Origin of the sequence: Pseudomonas sp. Z5-35 (assembly GCF_051131945.1) — a bacterium.
Lineage (GTDB): Bacteria > Pseudomonadota > Gammaproteobacteria > Pseudomonadales > Pseudomonadaceae > Aquipseudomonas > Aquipseudomonas marvdashtae.
In genome coordinates, this window is the sequence record NZ_CP071640.1 from 5415258 (window position 1) to 5436672 (window position 21415).

At 56.5% G+C, this 21415-nt stretch carries 13 protein-coding genes, 2 tRNA genes and 4 rRNA genes; 8 read left to right on the forward strand and 11 right to left on the reverse strand.

Annotated features, from left to right (window positions below; all coding sequences use genetic code 11):
- Positions 1-12: 12 nt before the first annotated feature.
- The 11 genes from pgaA to J3P95_RS24675 all read right to left on the reverse strand — a co-directional run bounded on the left by pgaA (position 13) and on the right by J3P95_RS24675 (position 13718).
- Positions 13-2496: a poly-beta-1,6 N-acetyl-D-glucosamine export porin PgaA gene (gene pgaA, locus J3P95_RS24625; RefSeq protein ID WP_434579371.1), complete on the reverse strand. Its 2484-nt coding sequence runs from the start codon at positions 2494-2496 to the stop codon at positions 13-15.
- Between the two features lie 241 nt (positions 2497-2737).
- Positions 2738-4243 carry a YdgA family protein gene (locus J3P95_RS24630; protein ID WP_434581136.1) on the reverse strand — a complete coding sequence of 502 codons (1506 nt, stop codon included), beginning with the start codon at positions 4241-4243 and terminating at the stop codon, positions 2738-2740.
- Between the two features lie 158 nt (positions 4244-4401).
- On the reverse strand, positions 4402-5037 hold the full coding sequence (locus tag J3P95_RS24635; RefSeq protein ID WP_434559484.1) for an NADH:ubiquinone oxidoreductase subunit N: 636 nt from the start codon (positions 5035-5037) through the stop codon (positions 4402-4404).
- Between the two features lie 183 nt (positions 5038-5220).
- Positions 5221-5336 (reverse strand): 5S ribosomal RNA (gene rrf / locus J3P95_RS24640).
- A gap of 104 nt (positions 5337-5440) precedes the next feature.
- Positions 5441-5556: ribosomal RNA gene (rrf, locus tag J3P95_RS24645) — 5S ribosomal RNA — on the reverse strand.
- Positions 5557-5716: 160 nt separating this feature from the next.
- A 23S ribosomal RNA gene (locus J3P95_RS24650) occupies positions 5717-8608 on the reverse strand.
- A 242-nt stretch (positions 8609-8850) separates the two neighbouring features.
- Positions 8851-8926 (reverse strand) — tRNA-Ala (locus J3P95_RS24655).
- Between the two features lie 10 nt (positions 8927-8936).
- Positions 8937-9013: transfer RNA gene (locus tag J3P95_RS24660), tRNA-Ile, on the reverse strand.
- Positions 9014-9136: 123 nt separating this feature from the next.
- Positions 9137-10673 (reverse strand): 16S ribosomal RNA (locus J3P95_RS24665).
- Together the 16S, 23S and 5S rRNA genes with 2 tRNA genes alongside form the textbook arrangement of a ribosomal RNA operon.
- 629 nt (positions 10674-11302) lie before the next feature.
- Positions 11303-12523 carry a CaiB/BaiF CoA transferase family protein gene (locus J3P95_RS24670; protein ID WP_434579369.1) on the reverse strand — a complete coding sequence of 407 codons (1221 nt, stop codon included), beginning with the start codon at positions 12521-12523 and terminating at the stop codon, positions 11303-11305.
- 13 nt (positions 12524-12536) lie between these two features.
- A complete protein-coding gene (locus J3P95_RS24675; RefSeq protein ID WP_434559488.1) occupies positions 12537-13718 on the reverse strand; it encodes an acyl-CoA dehydrogenase in 1182 nt (393 codons plus the stop codon).
- Between the two features lie 158 nt (positions 13719-13876).
- Here J3P95_RS24675 and J3P95_RS24680 point away from each other — a divergent pair, with 158 nt between their 5' ends.
- The 8 genes from J3P95_RS24680 to J3P95_RS24715 all read left to right on the forward strand — a co-directional run bounded on the left by J3P95_RS24680 (position 13877) and on the right by J3P95_RS24715 (position 21397).
- Positions 13877-14776, forward strand: a complete 900-nt coding sequence (locus J3P95_RS24680) for a LysR family transcriptional regulator (protein WP_434579367.1) — start codon at positions 13877-13879, stop codon at positions 14774-14776.
- 428 nt (positions 14777-15204) lie between these two features.
- Complete coding sequence (locus J3P95_RS24685; RefSeq protein WP_434559492.1) at positions 15205-16326, forward strand: Re/Si-specific NAD(P)(+) transhydrogenase subunit alpha; 1122 nt, start codon at positions 15205-15207, stop codon at positions 16324-16326.
- Between the two features lie 15 nt (positions 16327-16341).
- Positions 16342-16665: an NAD(P) transhydrogenase subunit alpha gene (locus tag J3P95_RS24690; protein ID WP_003187010.1), complete on the forward strand. Its 324-nt coding sequence runs from the start codon at positions 16342-16344 to the stop codon at positions 16663-16665.
- Positions 16665-18101, forward strand: coding sequence for an NAD(P)(+) transhydrogenase (Re/Si-specific) subunit beta (locus J3P95_RS24695; RefSeq protein ID WP_434559494.1), 1437 nt, complete (start codon positions 16665-16667; stop codon positions 18099-18101). Before J3P95_RS24690 ends, J3P95_RS24695 begins: the two co-directional genes overlap by 1 nt.
- 197 nt (positions 18102-18298) lie before the next feature.
- A complete protein-coding gene (locus tag J3P95_RS24700) occupies positions 18299-19792 on the forward strand; it encodes an acetyl-CoA hydrolase/transferase family protein (protein WP_434579364.1) in 1494 nt (497 codons plus the stop codon).
- A gap of 319 nt (positions 19793-20111) precedes the next feature.
- Positions 20112-20327: a DUF1127 domain-containing protein gene (locus tag J3P95_RS24705; protein ID WP_434559498.1), complete on the forward strand. Its 216-nt coding sequence runs from the start codon at positions 20112-20114 to the stop codon at positions 20325-20327.
- 337 nt (positions 20328-20664) lie between these two features.
- Positions 20665-20982 (forward strand): DUF2388 domain-containing protein, encoded by a 318-nt coding sequence (locus tag J3P95_RS24710; RefSeq protein ID WP_434559500.1) that lies wholly within the window; start codon positions 20665-20667, stop codon positions 20980-20982.
- A gap of 106 nt (positions 20983-21088) precedes the next feature.
- Complete coding sequence (locus J3P95_RS24715; RefSeq protein WP_434559502.1) at positions 21089-21397, forward strand: DUF2388 domain-containing protein; 309 nt, start codon at positions 21089-21091, stop codon at positions 21395-21397.
- The last annotated feature ends 18 nt before the right edge of the window (positions 21398-21415 follow it).

The window sequence follows — 21415 nt, forward strand, 5'->3', positions numbered from 1 at the left end:
TTTCAAACTCTTCTAAAAGCGGTAGGTGAGATCGACAAGCAGGCGCAGATCGCTTTCACGATCGCCGTCGTAGGGGCGGTTGAGCCAGCTCAGTGCAGCGCCGGCCTCAAGCACGTCGTTCCAGATCACGCGCTGGCCGTAGCTGAGCAAACCCATGGCTGCGGTGCTGTAGTCGCGCTGGCTGTAGGTACCGGCACCGGCCTGGAATTGCTGGCTCCAGGTGGTTTCGTAACGGCGGTGCAGCACGTGGTTGGCGCTGACAGTCGGCATGACGCTGAAGTCCGACTTCGGATTGAAGTACGGCACTTCATCGGAGCCGCTGTTGCGACTGGCACCGACCTCCAGGCCCAGCTCTACTTGCAACCTCGGGGCGCTATAGATGCCTTCGCGGCCCGTCAGCAATGTCTCGAGGCGGTTGTTGCCATCGCTGAAGTGGGACGGGCTGACATCCAGTCGCCATTCACGGCTTTCATTGGCTCGCCAGCGAACGAAGCCGCTCCCACCGTTGGCCCTAATGCCGCTGTTGAGCGCTCGAAGCGGAGTGTTGGCCGAGAGGTAATCCAGGCTGCCGCCGTACTGCCAATGGTCATTGATGTCCCGCGCCACGGCCACGCGCGCGCCTTGTTTGTCACCGGAGCCATACGAGTGGTTGGACACTTCGGCTTCGAGGGTCATGTCACGGGTGCGCCGCTCCACTCCCAGGCGCTGCCAGCGATGATGGCCCGTGCCCTCTTCGAAATCGCCGGTGGCGTAGCCGGCACCGCCGAACAGGCGCCAGTCCTCGTCAATGGGCGGGCTGTACAGCAAGGTCTCGATACCAAAGTCCCGGCTGCCGGTGACTGCGCCGGCATCGCCATTACCGCCGCCGTAACTCTTGCCGGTATAGGCTTCGATGCGCAGTTCGGCCATGTCGTGGACTTCGCGCTGGCGTTGCAGGCGTTTGACGTGAGCATTCTCCGGATAGCGGGCAACCACGTCGTCGGTCAGCACGTCCATCTGCCGCCATTCTTGCAAGTCCATGGCGGCACGGGCCTGGGCGACTTCCAGATCGCGACTGCGCGGCGTCGTGGCCTCGACTTCCTTGAGCAGCATCTCCGAACGACGCGGCCATTCACGGGCCTGGTACAGATCGGCCTGGGCCAGGCGCAAACCGGTGTTGCCGGGGCCTTGATAGACAAGATCGTTCAGGCGCGCTTCGGCCGAAGGCAGATCAGCGCCGTAAGTGCCCGCCTGGGCGGCCAATTGCTGGGCATCCATCCATTCGTCGTTAGGGTTGCCGATGGGCAGGCCTTTGAGTTCGACCCGTGGGGGCTGGGACTTGGCCTGGTCTTCGGCGAGCGCGCGGGCTTCTTCGGATTTTTCGCTTTCCAACAATGCGTAGTAAAGCGCGGTGCTGTCCTCGAAACGATCCGCAGGGTCGGCATCGGGCGCGGTGAGCACGCGACGGTAAAGGTCAACGGCGATTTCTGGCTCACGCTGCTCCAGATAGGAAGAGGCAACCCAGCGCAAGGCGTACGTGGGAATACTGACCCCTTCAGCGACCAGCTTCTGGTATTCGGCGATCACTTCCGCCCGGCGAGCCCGGGCGTTGAGGGCGCCCATGCGGTCAATTCGCCAGCGCAACACGTCGTCATGAGCCTCGGCCACCGGGGTCCAGGTGGCGAGCAGTTTGTCGTAATCGGCCAGGGCGCGATCTGCGATGACAAAACGCTCCTTCTCGCTGCGACTGGCCATGTCCGCCAAGCGCACCCGCTCGGCCGCGACATCGCCTTCGAGCCTGCGCTGCACGCCACGGTCGATCAACCCAGGTTGAAGACGGGCCAGGCGCAGGGCCGGCTCGGGCAACCGGGCGCGCTGCAAGGCATGGATATATTCGCGCGCGACCTCGCGCTTGTTGCCACCGGCGCGAGTGAAGGCCTGGTCGTATTCAAACAACGCTCCGTGGGGGTTGTCGGCGCGCGTCAGGGCGTAGCCAAGGGCCAACCGGCGCATCGGGTCTTCAGGCTTCGCGGCAACAAGCGCCCTGGCACGGCTGACGGCTTCGTCAGGCTTGCCGGCGTCGGCCTGGGTCAAGGCCAGGCCGAGTTGCAGGTCAGGATTCTGCGGATCGATCGCCAGTGCCCGACGATACAATTCAGCCGCCGAGTCCCAACGCTTGAGGTTGCGGTAAGCCCGGGCCGTAGCGGCCAGCGCTTGGACCGGCAAGTCGCGAGATCGCCCCTGGGTTTCGTAGACGTTGACCACCTCGGCATCGAGACCGGCCCAGCTGGCGATCTGCAGATGATCACTGACCTGCGCAGTGCTGACCTGACCGGGCGGCACCTGGCGCAAAACGGTCAACGCGGGCGCGTGATTGCCCGCCCTGGCGTCGAGCACCATCTGGTCATAAGCGGGGTCGGCAAACGCCACTACCGGCCAGCACAATTGGCTGCACAGCGCGACGCGAAACAACGGGCGCAAACCGAATTGAATAAGAGGACCCACAGTACGCGGCATTCGTCAGCATCCTTACATGGCCAGCCGGGTCGCAGTGCCCCCTTGCCCATCAAACAGGAGGCCGGATCAAAGGAATCCAGCCAAGCTCTAACGTGCCTAGTCTTGCATCCTGTGAAGGGTCATCTTCCGGAACGCCATAATTCTTCAGAATCCATGCAGATTTCAGCGCTGGCTTTTTCGATGAGCAAAAAAAACGGCCCGTGCGCAAGGCACGGGCCGGTCTTGGTGTTACTGAGGCGAATTACTGAACGGCGACGCCGCCGCCCAGCTTGCTCATGACGAATGCCGTAAATTGTTCGACTGTCATTTTCTGGCCATTGAAATCAACCTGATTGTTGGCGTAGTGCAGGTTGGTGACAACGTCGTTGCCTTCAAGCTTCGCCAGCTCGGTACCTATCGCCATGGCGCTGAACATATCGCTGGTGGCAGTGGCCTGGTCAGCAATCAGTTTGGCGTCGGTCTGACCCTCCATCTGCGCCTGCACGGTCAGGAGATCCACCAGCATTGGCTTGGATACTTTCACCTTGAAATCCAGCAGGGCGAGCAACTGACGGCCAAGCTCATCAGGCGGAAGGTCCATGGATTGCGGCTTGGCCAAGTCAACGATCAGGCTCGCGCGGCTTTCACCGTTGGCGGTATTGAACGACAGATTTTCCAGCGCGACTTGCGGGCCACCCGCTAGGAGTTTCTCCAGATCCGCCTTGACCTGTGCTTCTTCAGCCTCGGTCAGGTCCAGTTCCGGAGCCGGTTCGCCAGCTGCAGCCGCCTCGGCAGCCGCTCTCTCATAAGGCTGCAGTTTGGACTGGTAAACCTGCATCAGCGACATGGTGGCAGGGATATCCAGGTTCTTCAGGCTGACCGCCATCTGCGCAGACCCGATAACCTTGTCGTTGAAAGACAATTCGCCGACCTTGTAGTCGGCACGCCCCGAAGCGCTGGTACCGTTCTCGCTGCTGTGGTTCTTCATTTCGAAGTTCTTCAAGCCCAGCACCGATTTCGGTTCGCCAAAACTGGTTTTGCTACTGCTCAACAGCAGGGTGTTGTCACCCATGTAGTAGCCGTATGTGCTCTTGGTCAGATTGCTGGCTATCGTCAGGCCACTGAATTCGACTTGCACCGGGGTCTGATCTTCGGCGACGGTGGTCAGCTTGAAGCTGTCCATATAGCCGTCGGCCTTGATCTTTTGCGCTTGGGCACTGGCGGCCACATCGATCTTCAGACCAGAAAAAGTGAGCTGTGTTTGCTCATCCAGCTTGGTGTCCAGGGGCAGCAGCTCAACTGTACCGTTGCTGGACTGGTCGTATCCCAGGTTAACAACACCTTTGAGAGGAGACTTGTCCTTCGCAGCCACGAACCATTTTTCAGTCAGCGGGGTGCGCTCAAGTTCGGTGTGACTGGTAGCCATGACGGGCAACCATTTGAGCGTAATCAGGCGTGAGAACGGCAGTGGCCCGTGTTCGATATTGTCCACGAACAGCAACTCGACCGGCTCACCACCAAACATCTCGCCTTCGCCCTTCAGGCGGTAATGCGCGGTACTGCTGAATGTGCCACGATCCAGGGAAACCAGTTCGATAGAAGCGGTGCCATTAGAGCCGGCCAGTGCGGTTTGCATTTGCTTATTGCTGTCGGCAATAGCGGTTTTCAGCACTCCCTCGAGTTTCGTGCCGGTATACCAGGCGCCACCTGCGCTGACCGCACCGATAACCACAACGATTCCCAGAAGTACGCTTGCTGATTTATTCATGAGTGACCCGATCGTATTTCCATGGTTGAAAAAGTCGTCGTCTTCCTTGACCCGCAAGGGCTGTGGCTCGACGCGGTAAAAGTGGTGGGGAGATTAGCATCAGGCAGGCAGGCAAGCCCAATGTTTAAAGGGGAAAAAGCGCGATCTTGCGAAATGGTCTACGAATATTGGACTTCGATCTCGTCGAGTTGGTGATCGAAGGTCTTTAGCCGCGCCGTCCAGGTGTAGACCAGCACTTCAAAATCACGGTTGATCACTGCCGCGCCCGATGAATCGGCACGCCCATCGCAAAAATCCAATTGATAGCGCTCCCGAGCCATGGCGTTGGCAACATCGCACAGTTCGCGGGCATTGTTGAGCCAATGCCAGTCATCTTGAGCAACTTGCTTGTCCAAGGCGACGCATTGGATTTTCAGGGCCTCGAGGCTTTTCTCCAGCGGGGTACCGGTGAGTTCTCCCATGACCTCTTGGAACGTGCGCCCCGGCTGCCAGTAACTGCCCCAGAAATAGCGATCGAACACCGTTTCGACCCGCCGTAGAGCAACCTTGGTATCCCAGATCAGCACCAAGGTCTTGCCTTGCTCAAGTTGTTTTTTCTTGATGCGCTGGCCTTGAAGTGAAGCCCAGGCGACGATGGCGATGGATATGACACCGATCAGCGCGGACGCGCTATCGAGGAAAATGAGCGCTTTGTCGATCTGGTGAGTCAGCATCACACCATAAAAATAGGTGGCCGAAAGCAGCACCAAGGCCGCGATAGCGCACCAGAAGCCAGGAGCATAAGGGTTTTTCATTATTGGAATCCCCATGACCAGTCATGTCGCGGGCGCTTGTTGCCAACGCCCAACAATCAAAGCATAGCAACGGCTTCGGGGATTGCCGGGCAGGGAGAGCAATCAGGGGACCGAATCCGATTATCGGCCTCAAAACGACAAAACCCCTGGCTGCGTTGGCAGACAGGGGTTCTGGGAATTCAATCTTGACGATGACCTACTCTCACATGGGGAAACCCCACACTACCATCGGCGATGCATCGTTTCACTGCTGAGTTCGGGATGGGATCAGGTGGTTCCAATGCTCTATGGTCGTCAAGAAATTCGGTGACCGACCCGTTTAAAAACGTGTTGGTGAAAATCGTGGACTTCTACAAAAACAAAACCCCTACCTGCATCAGCAGATAGGGGTTTCGGAATTTAATCTTGACGATGACCTACTCTCACATGGGGAAACCCCACACTACCATCGGCGATGCATCGTTTCACTGCTGAGTTCGGGATGGGATCAGGTGGTTCCAATGCTCTATGGTCGTCAAGAAATTCGGGTACTGAGTCGTGGCCGGCTGGCCTCGCTTCAGCAAATTGGGTATGTGATAGCTTCGGTGTTTTGTGAGATTCGAACTTTCGGTTCGTTTCGTCTTCACACACCGCAATCTGGTGCCCTGCGTGCAGGATCAGCAAATTGCTTGGGTGTTATATGGTCAAGCCTCACGGGCAATTAGTACAGGTTAGCTCAACGCCTCACAGCGCTTACACACCCTGCCTATCAACGTCGTAGTCTTCGACGGCCCTTCAGGGGACTCAAGGTCCCAGTGAGATCTCATCTTGAGGCAAGTTTCCCGCTTAGATGCTTTCAGCGGTTATCTTTCCCGAACATAGCTACCCGGCAATGCCACTGGCGTGACAACCGGAACACCAGAGGTTCGTCCACTCCGGTCCTCTCGTACTAGGAGCAGCCCCTCTCAAATCTCAAACGTCCACGGCAGATAGGGACCGAACTGTCTCACGACGTTCTAAACCCAGCTCGCGTACCACTTTAAATGGCGAACAGCCATACCCTTGGGACCGGCTTCAGCCCCAGGATGTGATGAGCCGACATCGAGGTGCCAAACACCGCCGTCGATATGAACTCTTGGGCGGTATCAGCCTGTTATCCCCGGAGTACCTTTTATCCGTTGAGCGATGGCCCTTCCATACAGAACCACCGGATCACTAAGACCTACTTTCGTACCTGCTCGACGTGTCTGTCTCGCAGTCAAGCGCGCTTTTGCCTTTATACTCTACGACCGATTTCCGACCGGTCTGAGCGCACCTTCGTACTCCTCCGTTACTCTTTAGGAGGAGACCGCCCCAGTCAAACTACCCACCATACACTGTCCTCGATCCGGATAACGGACCTGAGTTAGAACCTCAAAGTTGCCAGGGTGGTATTTCAAGGTTGGCTCCACGCGAACTGGCGTCCACGCTTCAAAGCCTCCCACCTATCCTACACAAGCAAATTCAAAGTCCAGTGCAAAGCTATAGTAAAGGTTCACGGGGTCTTTCCGTCTAGCCGCGGATACACTGCATCTTCACAGCGATTTCAATTTCACTGAGTCTCGGGTGGAGACAGCGCCGCCATCGTTACGCCATTCGTGCAGGTCGGAACTTACCCGACAAGGAATTTCGCTACCTTAGGACCGTTATAGTTACGGCCGCCGTTTACCGGGGCTTCGATCAAGAGCTTCGCGTTAGCTAACCCCATCAATTAACCTTCCGGCACCGGGCAGGCGTCACACCCTATACGTCCACTTTCGTGTTTGCAGAGTGCTGTGTTTTTAATAAACAGTCGCAGCGGCCTGGTATCTTCGACCGGCGTGGGCTTACGCAGCAAGTGCTTGACCCTCACCGGCGCACCTTCTCCCGAAGTTACGGTGCCATTTTGCCTAGTTCCTTCACCCGAGTTCTCTCAAGCGCCTTGGTATTCTCTACCCAACCACCTGTGTCGGTTTGGGGTACGGTTCCTGGTTACCTGAAGCTTAGAAGCTTTTCTTGGAAGCATGGCATCAACCACTTCGTCACCCAAAGGGTAACTCGTCATCAGCTCTCGGCCTTAAGATCCCGGATTTACCTAAGATCTCAGCCTACCACCTTAAACTTGGACAACCAACGCCAAGCTGGCCTAGCCTTCTCCGTCCCTCCATCGCAATAACCAGAAGTACAGGAATATTAACCTGTTTTCCATCGACTACGCTTTTCAGCCTCGCCTTAGGGACCGACTAACCCTGCGTCGATTAACGTTGCGCAGGAAACCTTGGTCTTTCGGCGTGGGTGTTTTTCACACCCATTGTCGTTACTCATGTCAGCATTCGCACTTCTGATACCTCCAGCAAGCTTCTCAACTCACCTTCACAGGCTTACAGAACGCTCCTCTACCGCATCACTTGCGTGATACCCGTAGCTTCGGTGTATGGTTTGAGCCCCGTTACATCTTCCGCGCAGGCCGACTCGACTAGTGAGCTATTACGCTTTCTTTAAAGGGTGGCTGCTTCTAAGCCAACCTCCTAGCTGTCTAAGCCTTCCCACATCGTTTCCCACTTAACCATAACTTTGGGACCTTAGCTGACGGTCTGGGTTGTTTCCCTTTTCACGACGGACGTTAGCACCCGCCGTGTGTCTCCCATGCTCGGCACTTGTAGGTATTCGGAGTTTGCATCGGTTTGGTAAGTCGGGATGACCCCCTAGCCGAAACAGTGCTCTACCCCCTACAGTGATACATGAGGCGCTACCTAAATAGCTTTCGAGGAGAACCAGCTATCTCCGAGCTTGATTAGCCTTTCACTCCGATCCACAGGTCATCCGCTAACTTTTCAACGGTAGTCGGTTCGGTCCTCCAGTTAGTGTTACCCAACCTTCAACCTGCCCATGGATAGATCGCCCGGTTTCGGGTCTATTCCCAGCGACTAGACGCCCTATTAAGACTCGCTTTCGCTACGCCTCCCCTATTCGGTTAAGCTCGCCACTGAAAATAAGTCGCTGACCCATTATACAAAAGGTACGCAGTCACCCAACAAAGTGGGCTCCCACTGCTTGTACGCATACGGTTTCAGGATCTATTTCACTCCCCTCTCCGGGGTTCTTTTCGCCTTTCCCTCACGGTACTAGTTCACTATCGGTCAGTCAGTAGTATTTAGCCTTGGAGGATGGTCCCCCCATATTCAGACAAAGTTTCTCGTGCTCCGTCCTACTCGATTTCACTTCTAAGATCCTTTCGCGTACAGGGCTATCACCCACTATGGCCGCACTTTCCAGAGCGTTCCGCTAAAATCAAAGAAGCTTAAGGGCTAGTCCCCGTTCGCTCGCCACTACTAAGGGAATCTCGGTTGATTTCTTTTCCTCAGGGTACTTAGATGTTTCAGTTCCCCTGGTTCGCCTCTTGCACCTATGTATTCAGTACAAGATAACCATCTTATGATGGCTGGGTTCCCCCATTCAGACATCTCCGGATCACAGTCTGTTTGCCGACTCCCCGAAGCTTTTCGCAGGCTACCACGTCTTTCATCGCCTCTGACTGCCAAGGCATCCACCGTATGCGCTTCTTCACTTGACCATATAACCCCAAGCAATCTGGTTATACTGTGAAGACGACATTCGCCGAAAATTCGAATTCCTCAACTAAGAGAACTCACAAATTTTACCTTAGCCTGATCCGTTACCAGTGAAAGTAACGTCCAGTCTATCTTTCTATCACATACCCAAATTTTTAAAGAACGATCTAATCAAAAGACTAGAAATCAACATTCACCATCACGTCGATGGAATGCTCATTTCTAAGCTTTCAGAAGCAGTTTATGGTGGAGCCAAGCGGGATCGAACCGCTGACCTCCTGCGTGCAAGGCAGGCGCTCTCCCAGCTGAGCTATGGCCCCATTACAAAATTGGTGGGTCTGGGCAGATTCGAACTGCCGACCTCACCCTTATCAGGGGTGCGCTCTAACCAACTGAGCTACAGACCCAATTTCGAGCTTGTAACTGTTAGCTGTGAGCTATCAGCTTGGAGCTTAAAGCTGCTTCTATCGTCTTCTTCAATGAATCAAGCAATTCGTGTGGGAGCTCATGGAGCAGCTGCGGTCGTCGATTAAGGAGGTGATCCAGCCGCAGGTTCCCCTACGGCTACCTTGTTACGACTTCACCCCAGTCATGAATCACACCGTGGTAACCGTCCTCCCGAAGGTTAGACTAGCTACTTCTGGTGCAACCCACTCCCATGGTGTGACGGGCGGTGTGTACAAGGCCCGGGAACGTATTCACCGCGACATTCTGATTCGCGATTACTAGCGATTCCGACTTCACGCAGTCGAGTTGCAGACTGCGATCCGGACTACGATCGGTTTTGTGGGATTAGCTCCACCTCGCGGCTTGGCAACCCTCTGTACCGACCATTGTAGCACGTGTGTAGCCCAGGCCGTAAGGGCCATGATGACTTGACGTCATCCCCACCTTCCTCCGGTTTGTCACCGGCAGTCTCCTTAGAGTGCCCACCATAACGTGCTGGTAACTAAGGACAAGGGTTGCGCTCGTTACGGGACTTAACCCAACATCTCACGACACGAGCTGACGACAGCCATGCAGCACCTGTCTCAATGTTCCCGAAGGCACCAATCCATCTCTGGAAAGTTCATTGGATGTCAAGGCCTGGTAAGGTTCTTCGCGTTGCTTCGAATTAAACCACATGCTCCACCGCTTGTGCGGGCCCCCGTCAATTCATTTGAGTTTTAACCTTGCGGCCGTACTCCCCAGGCGGTCAACTTAATGCGTTAGCTGCGCCACTAAGAGCTCAAGGCTCCCAACGGCTAGTTGACATCGTTTACGGCGTGGACTACCAGGGTATCTAATCCTGTTTGCTCCCCACGCTTTCGCACCTCAGTGTCAGTATCAGTCCAGGTGGTCGCCTTCGCCACTGGTGTTCCTTCCTATATCTACGCATTTCACCGCTACACAGGAAATTCCACCACCCTCTACCATACTCTAGCTCGACAGTTTTGAATGCAGTTCCCAGGTTGAGCCCGGGGATTTCACATCCAACTTAACGAACCACCTACGCGCGCTTTACGCCCAGTAATTCCGATTAACGCTTGCACCCTCTGTATTACCGCGGCTGCTGGCACAGAGTTAGCCGGTGCTTATTCTGTCGGTAACGTCAAGACACCAACGTATTAGGTTAATGCCCTTCCTCCCAACTTAAAGTGCTTTACAATCCGAAGACCTTCTTCACACACGCGGCATGGCTGGATCAGGCTTTCGCCCATTGTCCAATATTCCCCACTGCTGCCTCCCGTAGGAGTCTGGACCGTGTCTCAGTTCCAGTGTGACTGATCATCCTCTCAGACCAGTTACGGATCGTCGCCTTGGTGAGCCATTACCCCACCAACTAGCTAATCCGACCTAGGCTCATCTGATAGCGCAAGGCCCGAAGGTCCCCTGCTTTCTCCCGTAGGACGTATGCGGTATTAGCGTCCGTTTCCGAGCGTTATCCCCCACTACCAGGCAGATTCCTAGGCATTACTCACCCGTCCGCCGCTCTCAAGAGGTGCAAGCACCTCTCTACCGCTCGACTTGCATGTGTTAGGCCTGCCGCCAGCGTTCAATCTGAGCCATGATCAAACTCTTCAGTTCAAACATCTTTGGGTTTTGAGAAAACCCTAAACTTGGCTCAGCAATCGTTGGTTACATCTTTGATTTCTCGCGGAGTAACTTGTGATGCTGATAATCTGTTGACTAGCAGTCTGACTCCACAAGCACCCACACGAATTGCTTGATTCAGTTGTTAAAGAGCGGTTGGCTGAGTCTTTCGTCTCAACCGAGGCGCGCATTCTACAGCGCCCCGTGCATCTGTCAAGCGGTTATTTTTAGAAGTTTTCAAAGTTTCCTTATCAACTTCAACCACTTGCGCTTTCGATCTCTCGTTAGCGGGAGGCGAATTCTACAGCGTTAGTCGCTGCTGTCAACACCTCTTTTTCTCCGCTTTCGACCGAGAAGATCGAACCGCCGATAGAGCCAAACAACGCCGCTCTACCCGCTCCTTCCGTGCCTCGATGAACTGAAGCACGCTTACATCGAAACCTACTTAACTCGTTGAAACTCAAGGAGTTTTCCGTTTCGACTGCGCCGGAAGTGGGGCGAATTATAGACACCCAGGATTTGCCGTCAACCCTTTATTTCGCTTTTATTTCAATGAGCTGCCTGAGCTCCCGAAAACCGTGGACGCCTGCCTAGATAAGCAGCACCGTCTATATAGAAGGAAATCATAGAACGCCTGCGTCCTTGAAAGCCGTGACGGTCGCCGTGTCCATCCCCAGTACTCGCTGGAGCACTTCCAGCGTGTGCTCACCTAATAATGGAGGCGCACTTCGGTATTCGACAGGCGTTTCGGACAGACGAATCGGGCTGGCGACTTGCGGTACCCTGCCCGCCAGCGCGTGAGGCAGTTCTATTGCCAACCCGCGAGCTTTCACCTGAGGATCAGCAAACATTTGAGCCAAATCGTTGATCGGCCCGCACGGCACGCCAGCCTGCTCAAGCTGAATAACCCATTCAGCCGTCGTCTTGAATACTGTCGCCTGGCGAATCAACGGAATCAATTGTGCCCGATTCGCCACCCGCATCTTGTTTGTCGCAAACCGAGGGTCATCGGCCCATTGTGGCTGACCGGCAACCTCAGCGAATTTTCGAAACTGGCCGTCATTACCCACCGTAAGAATGAAGTCACCGTCGGCAGTAGGAAAATCCTGATAAGGCACAATGTTCGGATGCGCATTTCCCAACCGCTTCGGCGCAATACCTGTAGTCAGGTAGTTCATCGCCTGGTTAGCCAAGCAAGCCACTTGAACGTCCAGCAATGCCATATCGATATGTTGCCCTCCACCTACATTATCGCGGTGAGCCAATGCTGCGAGGATGGCAACGGCTGAATACAGGCCTGTAAGAATGTCGGTCAGCGCAACACCAACTTTCACCGGCCCGGCGCCTTCGTCTCCCTCCGGCCGGCCGGTCAGGCTCATCAAGCCTCCCAGCCCCTGGATCATGAAATCATACCCGGCCCTTTTGGCGTACGGTCCCGTCTGGCCAAACCCAGTAATCGAGCAATAGATCAAATGCGGGTTGATCAGTTTCAGCGAGTCGTAATCCAGGCCATAGGCCGCAAGCCCACCCACCTTGAAGTTTTCGATCAGGATGTCGGACTTGGCCGCCAACTCTTGGATCAGCTTCTGCCCCTCGGGACGCGTGAAATCGATAGTGACGGATTGCTTGTTGCGATTGGCCGACAGGTAATAGGCCGCCTCGGTCGTATTCTCGCCGTGGACGTCCTTCAAGAAGGGCGGGCCCCATGCGCGTGTATCGTCGCCATTGCCGGGGCGCTCGACCTTGATGACGTCAGCCCCCAGGTCCGCCAGGATCTGCCCAGCCCAAGGCCCGGCCAGCACCCTGGATAAATCCAATACCCGCAGATGCGAAAGCGCGCCCATGGTCGTTCTCCTATTAATAGAACGCCTGGATACCGGTTTGCGCACGCCCCAGGATCAGCGCATGAACATCATGTGTGCCCTCGTAGGTGTTCACGACTTCCAGATTCACGAGATGACGAGCAATGCCGAACTCGTCGGAGATACCGTTACCGCCGAGCATATCCCGCGCCATACGCGCAATATCCAGGGACTTGCCGCAAGAGTTGCGCTTCATGATCGAGGTGATTTCAACCGCAGCCGTGCCCTCATCTTTCATACGCCCCAAACGCAAGCATCCTTGCAGAGCGAGAGTGATTTCGGTCTGCATATCGGCCAGTTTCTTCTGGATCAACTGGTTGGCCGCCAGCGGGCGTCCGAACTGTTGCCGATCAAGCGTGTACTGGCGAGCGGTATGCCAGCAGAACTCGGCGGCGCCCAACGCCCCCCAGGAAATGCCATAACGCGCCGAATTCAAACAAGTGAATGGCCCTTTCAAGCCACGCACATCTGGAAATATGTTCTCTTCCGGGACGAATACGTTATCCATGACGATCTCGCCAGTGATCGAAGCCCGAAGACCGACCTTGCCATGAATGGCCGGGGCACTCAGGCCCTTCCAGCCCTTTTCCAGAACGAAGCCGCGGATATCACCCGCGTCATCCTTACCCCAGACCACAAAGACGTCGGCGATTGGACTGTTAGTGATCCACATCTTGCTACCCGTCAAGCTATAGCCACCGTCCACCTTGCGTGCGCGAGTGATCATCGCGCCTGGGTCGGAACCATGATTCGGCTCTGTCAGACCAAAGCAGCCGATCCATTCCCCGGAGGCCAGCTTCGGCAGATACTTTTGCTTCTGTGCCTCGGTGCCGAACTCATTGATGGGCACCATGACCAAGGAGGACTGCACGCTCATCATCGAACGGTACCCGGAATCGACACGCTCCACTTCTCGGGCAATCAGGCCGTAGCTGACATAGTTCAAGCCGCTGCCGCCGTATTGCTCGGGGATGGTTGCCCCCAGCAGGCCTACCTCACCCATTTCACGAAAGATCGCCGGATCGGTTTTTTCATGGCGGAACGCTTCCAGCACTCGCGGCGCGAGCTTCTGCTGGGCGAATTGTTCGGCCGTGTCGCGAATCATGCGCTCTTCTTCAGTGAGCTGCTGGTCCAGCAAGAGCGGATCGATCCAGTTGAAACTCGCGTTACCAGCCATGAAAAAGTCCTCGCCAATGAAATGAAAAGTCGTGGACTGATCCTAGGCGCGGTTTCCTACGGGAGCAAACGAGGATTACGCATGCGGTTGTGCTAATTTCTCACTCCGTAAGGGCTTATGAGGCCAATTCAAGCCCACCATGAGTGAGGTTGCCGTAAATGCGCCGCAAAATCCCCAGCACCGCCGCCTTGATCAGTTTCGAGGCCGCCGCCCGCTACGAGAGCTTTACCAAGGCTGCGCAAGAACTATCACTTACCCAGGGGGCCATCTGCCGACAGGTCGCCAGCCTGGAGGATTTCCTGGGCGTTGAGTTGTTCCGACGTTCGAGGCGTGGCGTCAAACTGACCGAGGCAGGCCTTTCCTATAGTCGCCGGGTTGCGACCCAGTTGGACGCGGTCGAACGCGACACCCTTTCAGTCATGGGGCATACAGGCGCGAACGTTATCGAGCTAGCGGTCGTTCCAACGTTCGGCACCCAGTGGCTATTGCCGCGCCTGAAGGACTTTCAGAAGCAGCACCCTGAAGTCACGGTCAACCTGACCAACTGCACGCGCCCCTTTCTCTTTGCTGACACCGAGTTTGACGCGGCCATCTATTTCGGCGATGCCGATTGGTCCGGAACCCAATCACACAAGCTGATGGGTGAAAACCCGATGCCGGTATGCAGCCCCACCCTACTGGGCAACCGGAAGATGCTGACGCCGGCCACCATTGCCGAATTGCCATTGCTCCAGCAAACCACGCGCCCCTATGCCTGGCGCCAATGGTTCAATTCACAAGAGCTAACCATCCCACGCGACCTGACAGGCCCGCGTTATGAACTATTCTCCATGCTGGCCCAAGCGGCCATGCACGACATGGGTATCGCGCTGATCCCACCGTTTTTAATTCAGAGAGAATTGGCCGAAGGACGTCTGGTCATCGCCAACCGCAACGGATTGTCGAGCATCAAGGCTTATTACCTGATGATCCCGGAACGAAAAGTGGAATCCGCTTCTCTCCAGGCTTTTCGCGACTGGCTGGTCCATCAAGCCAACAACTATCTACCTGAAAGTTAAGGAAAAATTCTTATGCTGACCTCGTAGTCAGTTATATCGCAGCGCTACAGATATACGTTTATGTCGCATAAAGCCAAACTGTCATCGAGTAGGAACATTCGTCCCACAAGCGTCTAAATACGTGGCGTTGAGCCATATTGTGCACCGCATGACCGCTTATTCAACTGGCCAATGGAAAAGTATGACTTTTTATAGAACGCTCAATATTTACGGGGCTTTCAAGGAACAAACCCCAGGGGTTGCGACATTCGGTCACAGGGTGACTTGTAGTTAATTTTCCGTCACCCGTCATAATCCCTTGAAGGGCTGTATTTTCGCCTGCAAAATGCCGCGCCCCGCCTTCCAGCGGGATCGTGCTGATCGGCCGCCCCAGCCGCACCATCCGAAGTGCCTGGGTTTACTCAATAAGATCACGCAGGAGATTTGACGTGCACATTGGTGTTCCCCTCGAAACCCAAACGGGTGAAACACGGGTTGCTGCTACCCCGGAAACCATCAAGAAGTTGATCGGCCAAGGCCATAAAGTCACTGTCCAAAGCGGCGCGGGCATCAAGGCCAGCGTTATCGACGGTGCCTATGAGGCAGCGGGCGCAACCATTGGCAGCGCCAGTGATGCGTTTGGCGCTGAGCTGATCCTCAAAGTGGTTGCCCCTAGCGACAGCGAACTGACGCTGTTCAAGAGCGGCACCGTTCTGGTGGGCATGCTCAATCCATTCAACAACGAAACCATTGCCAAGCTGGCCGAACGCGGCATCACCGCCTTTGCCCTTGAGGCCGCGCCACGGACTTCCCGAGCCCAAAGCCTGGACGTGCTGTCGTCTCAAGCGAACATTGCCGGTTACAAAGCCGTGCTGCTGGCCGCCCACCACTATCCGCGCTTCATGCCGATGCTGATGACCGCCGCTGGCACCGTGAAAGCGGCGCGGGTGCTGATCCTTGGCGCGGGCGTGGCCGGGTTGCAGGCGATTGCCACCGCCAAGCGCCTGGGTGCGGTGATCGAGGCTTCGGATGTGCGTCCGGCGGTGAAGGAGCAAATCGAATCCCTCGGCGCCAAGTTTGTCGACGTGCCTTACGAGACCGATGAAGAGCGTGAATGCGCCGTCGGCGTCGGTGGCTACGCCCGCCCCATGCCGGCCAGCTGGATGCAGCGCCAGGCCCAAGCCGTACACGAGCGCGCCAAGCAGGCTGACATTGTCATCACCACTGCATTGATTCCGGGCCGCAAGGCACCGACTTTGCTCAGTGCCGAAACCGTCGCGCAGATGAAGCCCGGCTCGGTGGTCATCGACCTCGCGGCAGCCCAGGGCGGTAACTGCCCGCTGACCGTGGCCGATCAGGTCGTGATTGAGAATGGCGTGACCATTTGCGGCCCGACCAACCTGGCCGGTGAAGTCGCGGCCGATGCTTCGGCGCTGTACGCCCGTAACCTGCTGGACTTCCTGAAGCTGGTCTTCACCAAGGAAGGTCAGTTCGACGTGAACCTGGAAGACGACATCGTCGCCGCGTGCCTGATGTGCCGCGACGGCCAAGTCATCCGCAAAAACGCCTAAGCAGGGATTCAGACAATGGAAGAGCTTATCTCCCCCGGTATCTACAACCTGATCATCTTCGTGCTGGCGATTTATGTCGGCTACCACGTGGTCTGGAACGTTACACCCGCGCTGCACACACCATTGATGGCGGTGACCAACGCCATTTCGGCGATCGTGATCGTCGGCGCCATGCTCGCCGCCGCGCTGACCGTAACGCCTCTGGGCAAGACCATGGGCACCCTCGCCGTGGCCCTGGCCGCCGTGAACGTGTTCGGTGGCTTCCTGGTGACACGCCGCATGCTTGAGATGTTCAAGAAAAAAGCCCCGAAAGCCGTAAAAGAAGAGGCGCCCAAGTAATGAGCATGAACCTGGTAACGACGCTCTACCTGATCGCGTCGATCTGCTTCATCCAGGCCCTCAAAGGCCTGTCGCACCCCACCACTTCGCGCCGAGGCAACCTGTTCGGCATGCTCGGCATGGCGCTGGCGGTGATCACCACTGTGGGCCTCATCTATAAGCTCGGTGCTGAGCTGGCCACTGCTGGCATCGGCTACGTCATCGTCGGCCTGCTGGTCGGCGGTACCGCCGGCTCGATCATGGCCAAGCGCGTCGAGATGACCAAGATGCCGGAGCTGGTGGCGTTCATGCACAGCATGATCGGCCTGGCGGCGGTGTTCATTGCCATCGCGGCGGTCGTCGAGCCGCAATCCCTGGGCATCGTCAAGCAATTGGGGGATCCGATTCCGGCGGGTAACCGCCTGGAGCTGTTCCTCGGTGCCGCCATTGGTGCAATCACCTTCTCCGGTTCGGTGATCGCGTTCGGCAAGCTCTCGGGCAAGTACAAGTTCCGCCTGTTCCAGGGCGCACCGGTACAGTTTGGTGGCCAGCACAAGCTCAACCTGATCCTGGGTCTGGCAACGCTGGGCCTAGGCCTGATGTTCATGTTCACCGGCAACCTCGGCGCATTCGCCTTGATGCTGGCCCTGGCCTTTGTCCTGGGCGTGCTGATCATCATCCCGATCGGCGGCGCGGACATGCCGGTGGTGGTCTCCATGCTCAACAGCTATTCCGGTTGGGCCGCAGCGGGTATCGGCTTCTCGCTGAACAACTCGATGCTGATCATTGCCGGTTCGCTGGTGGGTTCGAGCGGCGCGATCCTCTCGTACATCATGTGCAAGGCGATGAACCGTTCGTTCTTCAACGTACTGCTCGGCGGCTTCGGCAACACGCCGGACGCGGCTGGCCCGGCAGGCTCGAAAGAAGCCCGGCCGGTGAAATCCGGTTCGGCTGACGACGCGACCTTTTTGCTGACCAACGCCGACACGGTGATCATCGTGCCGGGCTACGGCCTGGCGGTAGCTCGGGCACAGCATGCGCTGAAAGAGCTGACCGAGAAGCTGACCCACCGCGGCGTCACCGTGAAATACGCGATCCACCCGGTGGCCGGACGCATGCCTGGGCATATGAACGTCCTGCTGGCCGAGGCCGAAGTGCCTTACGATCAGGTGTTCGAGATGGAAGACATCAACTCCGAGTTCGGCCAGGCTGATGTGGTGTTGGTGCTGGGCGCCAACGACGTGGTCAACCCGGCGGCGAAGAACGATCCGAAGTCGCCGATTGCCGGCATGCCGATCCTCGAAGCCTTCAAGGCCAAGACCATCATCGTCAACAAGCGCTCGATGGCCAGCGGCTATGCCGGTTTGGACAACGAACTGTTCTACCTCGACAAGACCATGATGGTGTTCGGTGACGCCAAAAAGGTGATCGAGGACATGGTCAAAGCGGTGGAATAATTTTCCCGTTTCGCCAAAAACGCCCCGCCTTGTCGGGGCGTTTTGATTTGTATCAAGGCAAAGCATTACCGATCCGGTAACAATGTTTTGCCTGAAACCCCCGTAATAGACGCCTTAAATGCGACTTTTGTAGCGGGTCGGGCAAAGCGCGAATTCTCTAGACTGCGCATCCAGCTTCCAGCCCGAGACGACCCTCCATGTACCGTGATCGCATCCGCCTGCCTTCGTTGTTGAATAAAGTGATGAGCGCTGCCGAAGCCGCCTTGTTGATCGAGGACGGCATGACCGTCGGCATGAGCGGCTTTACCCGCGCCGGAGAAGCCAAAGCAGTGCCCCACGCCCTGGCTGAGCGTGCCAAGGTCACCCCGCTTAAAATCAGCTTGATGACCGGGGCGAGCCTGGGCAACGACCTCGATAAGGAGCTCACCGAAGCCGGTGTGCTCGCGCGACGCATGCCGTTCCAGGTCGACAGCACGTTGCGTAAGGCAATCAACGCAGGCGAGGTGATGTTCATCGACCAGCATCTCTCGGAAACCGTCGAGCAACTGCGCAACGGCCAGCTCAAACTGCCCGATATTGCCGTGATCGAAGCAGTGGCCATCACCGAGCAAGGGCATATCGTACCGACCACATCGGTGGGTAACTCAGCCAGCTTCGCCATCTTCGCCCGGCAAGTGATCATCGAGATCAACCTGGCTCACAACCCAAATCTTGAGGGGTTGCACGACATCTATATCCCGACCTATCGCCCCACTCGCACACCGATCCCCTTGGTGAAAGTTGACGACCGTATTGGCAGCACCGCGATCCCGATCCTGCCGGAAAAAATTGCCGCCATTGTCATAACCAACCAAGGGGACTCGCCTTCGACAGTCGCGCCGCCAGACAGCGACACCCAGGCCATCGCCGATCACCTGATCGACTTCTTCAAGCAGGAGGTTTCGGCCGGGCGCATGACCAACAAGCTCGGGCCGCTGCAGGCCGGGATCGGCAACATCGCCAACGCCGTGATGTGCGGGCTGATCGATTCGCCGTTCGAAGACTTGACCATGTATTCCGAGGTTTTGCAGGACTCGACGTTTGACTTGATTGACGCCGGCAAGCTGAGTTTCGCCTCTGGCAGCTCGATCACGCTGTCGGGTCGACGCAATGCCGACGTGTTCGGAAACCTGGAAAGGTACAAGGACAAACTGGTGCTGCGTCCGCAGGAGATCTCCAACCATCCCGAGGTCGTGCGCCGCCTGGGCATTATCGGCATCAACACCGCGCTGGAATTCGACCTATACGGCAATGTGAACTCAACCCATGTCTGCGGCACGCGGATGATGAACGGCATCGGCGGCTCGGGGGACTTCGCCCGCAATGCTCACTTGGCGATCTTCGTCACCAAGTCGATCGCCAAGGGCGGTGCCATTTCCAGTGTCGTGCCGATGGTCAGCCATGTGGACCATACCGAACATGACGTCGACATCCTGGTGACCGAGATCGGCCTGGCCGACCTGCGGGGCCTGGCGCCACGGGAGCGGGCACGCGTGATCATCGACAATTGCGTGCACCCTTCCTACCGCCAGGCCTTGAACGACTATTTCGACGCCGCGTGCGCATTGGGTGGGCATACGCCGCATATCCTGCGCGATGCACTGAGTTGGCACCTGAACCTCGAAGAAACCGGGCGCATGTTGGCGCTCTGATACAGCTGGAAAACAGCTGTTGTACATACAGTTCTGATTGGAGCCCACCGCTTACGCGTCACCCGACAAAAACTGTACTTCTGTACTGGTATTTTCCTACCGTATTTTCCCACAAAACCACGACTTAACCGCACAAATGCACCATAATCGCGCAGACAAGTACAGTTGCCTCGTTATTGACCAGTACACCACTCTTTAACAGTTAACTGGTCTCTCACAATACAAATGAACTGTATCTACAGTCGCTGGCCAAACGAGCAGATCATGGGCACCAGTTAAACCACTACCTAATCCCGCCACAAGCGGAAGGATGTCAACCATGGAACGTACACTCAGTTCCGAGCTGTTTTTCGAAGACAAAGCTGAAAACAACCAGGCTTCCATGCCTCTTCGCGTTATCGCCAACCTGATGTTGTGGCAGCGCCGCATTGCCAGCCGCCATCAACTGGCTCGTCTGGACTCGCGCCTGCTGGCTGATGCCGGTATCAGCGAAGCCCAACGTTACGAAGAGCTGAGCAAGCCGTTCTGGCGCTAACTCAGCGTCGCTGGCCCTGACCCACCGGGTCCACCGCCAGCACCGAATTGAACAAACAAGACCCGTCGCGGGAAACCGCGACGGGTCTTGTCGTTTATGGGGCAGATTTCAGTCGATCCACTAAAACCATAACAGTTGAATATTTTTATATATTATTAGGTACAGTTTATCTACACCGCAGCCGGTGCGAGCCGCATGCGGTATAACGGGGTTATTCCCAGCTGTCAGCCAAGGCGTTCTGTCCTAATATCAATACAACGTGGCGAAGCGAGTCGAGCCTGCGTCTCTTCTTCCAGCTACCTGCACCTGCATTACCTCAATTCCCAAGGAGTTCATCATGATCCGTCTTCGCCTGCTCAGCACCGTTGCCCTGCTGGCCGTCGCCGCCCACTCCAACGCCAGCAGCTTCATCGTTACCACAGACTCCATTGTCGGTGCGCTCAAGGCCACGTCCGACGTCACCTCCGATGCAACCTCATCACTGCGGGACAACAAGATCGTCCAGGCCGCCCGAGATGACGCCGCCAGCTTCGTGGCCAGCGAAGGCGCCATCCGTGGTGTGAAGCTAGAAAGTGCGCTGGACTATATTCGCCAGCAGGCCCCCCAGATCAACGCCACCGACGCCCAACTGGCCCAGGCCATTCTGGTGATCTGAAGCAACATGAAACATCGGGCGCCTTATGGTGTTCCGATGTTTCAGCACTGGCTCTGGCCCGCAGGTTTGCGCTAGCCTTCAGGCTCGCCATCAACCGTCGAGTCCCATGCGTTTTTATCCAAATCCGTTTATCGCGTCTTGCCTAGTGGTTTTTTGCTGGCCTGTTCCGGCCCACGCCTTCGATGTGACCACCCAGCAAGTGGTGGCTAGCGGCTACGCCACATCCTTGGTGACCTCTGCGCCCTTCGACAATAAACTGGTCGTCGCCGCCCGTGATGACGCTGCGGTATTCGTTGCCAGCGATGGACAGCTGAGAGGTGCACGGTTGGAATCGGCCCTGGACTACATGCGCCGGACCCAGCCAAAACTTCACGCCAGCGACCTTGAACTGGCACAGGCAATTCTCGTCCAATAGTTATCTTCATTTTCCGGA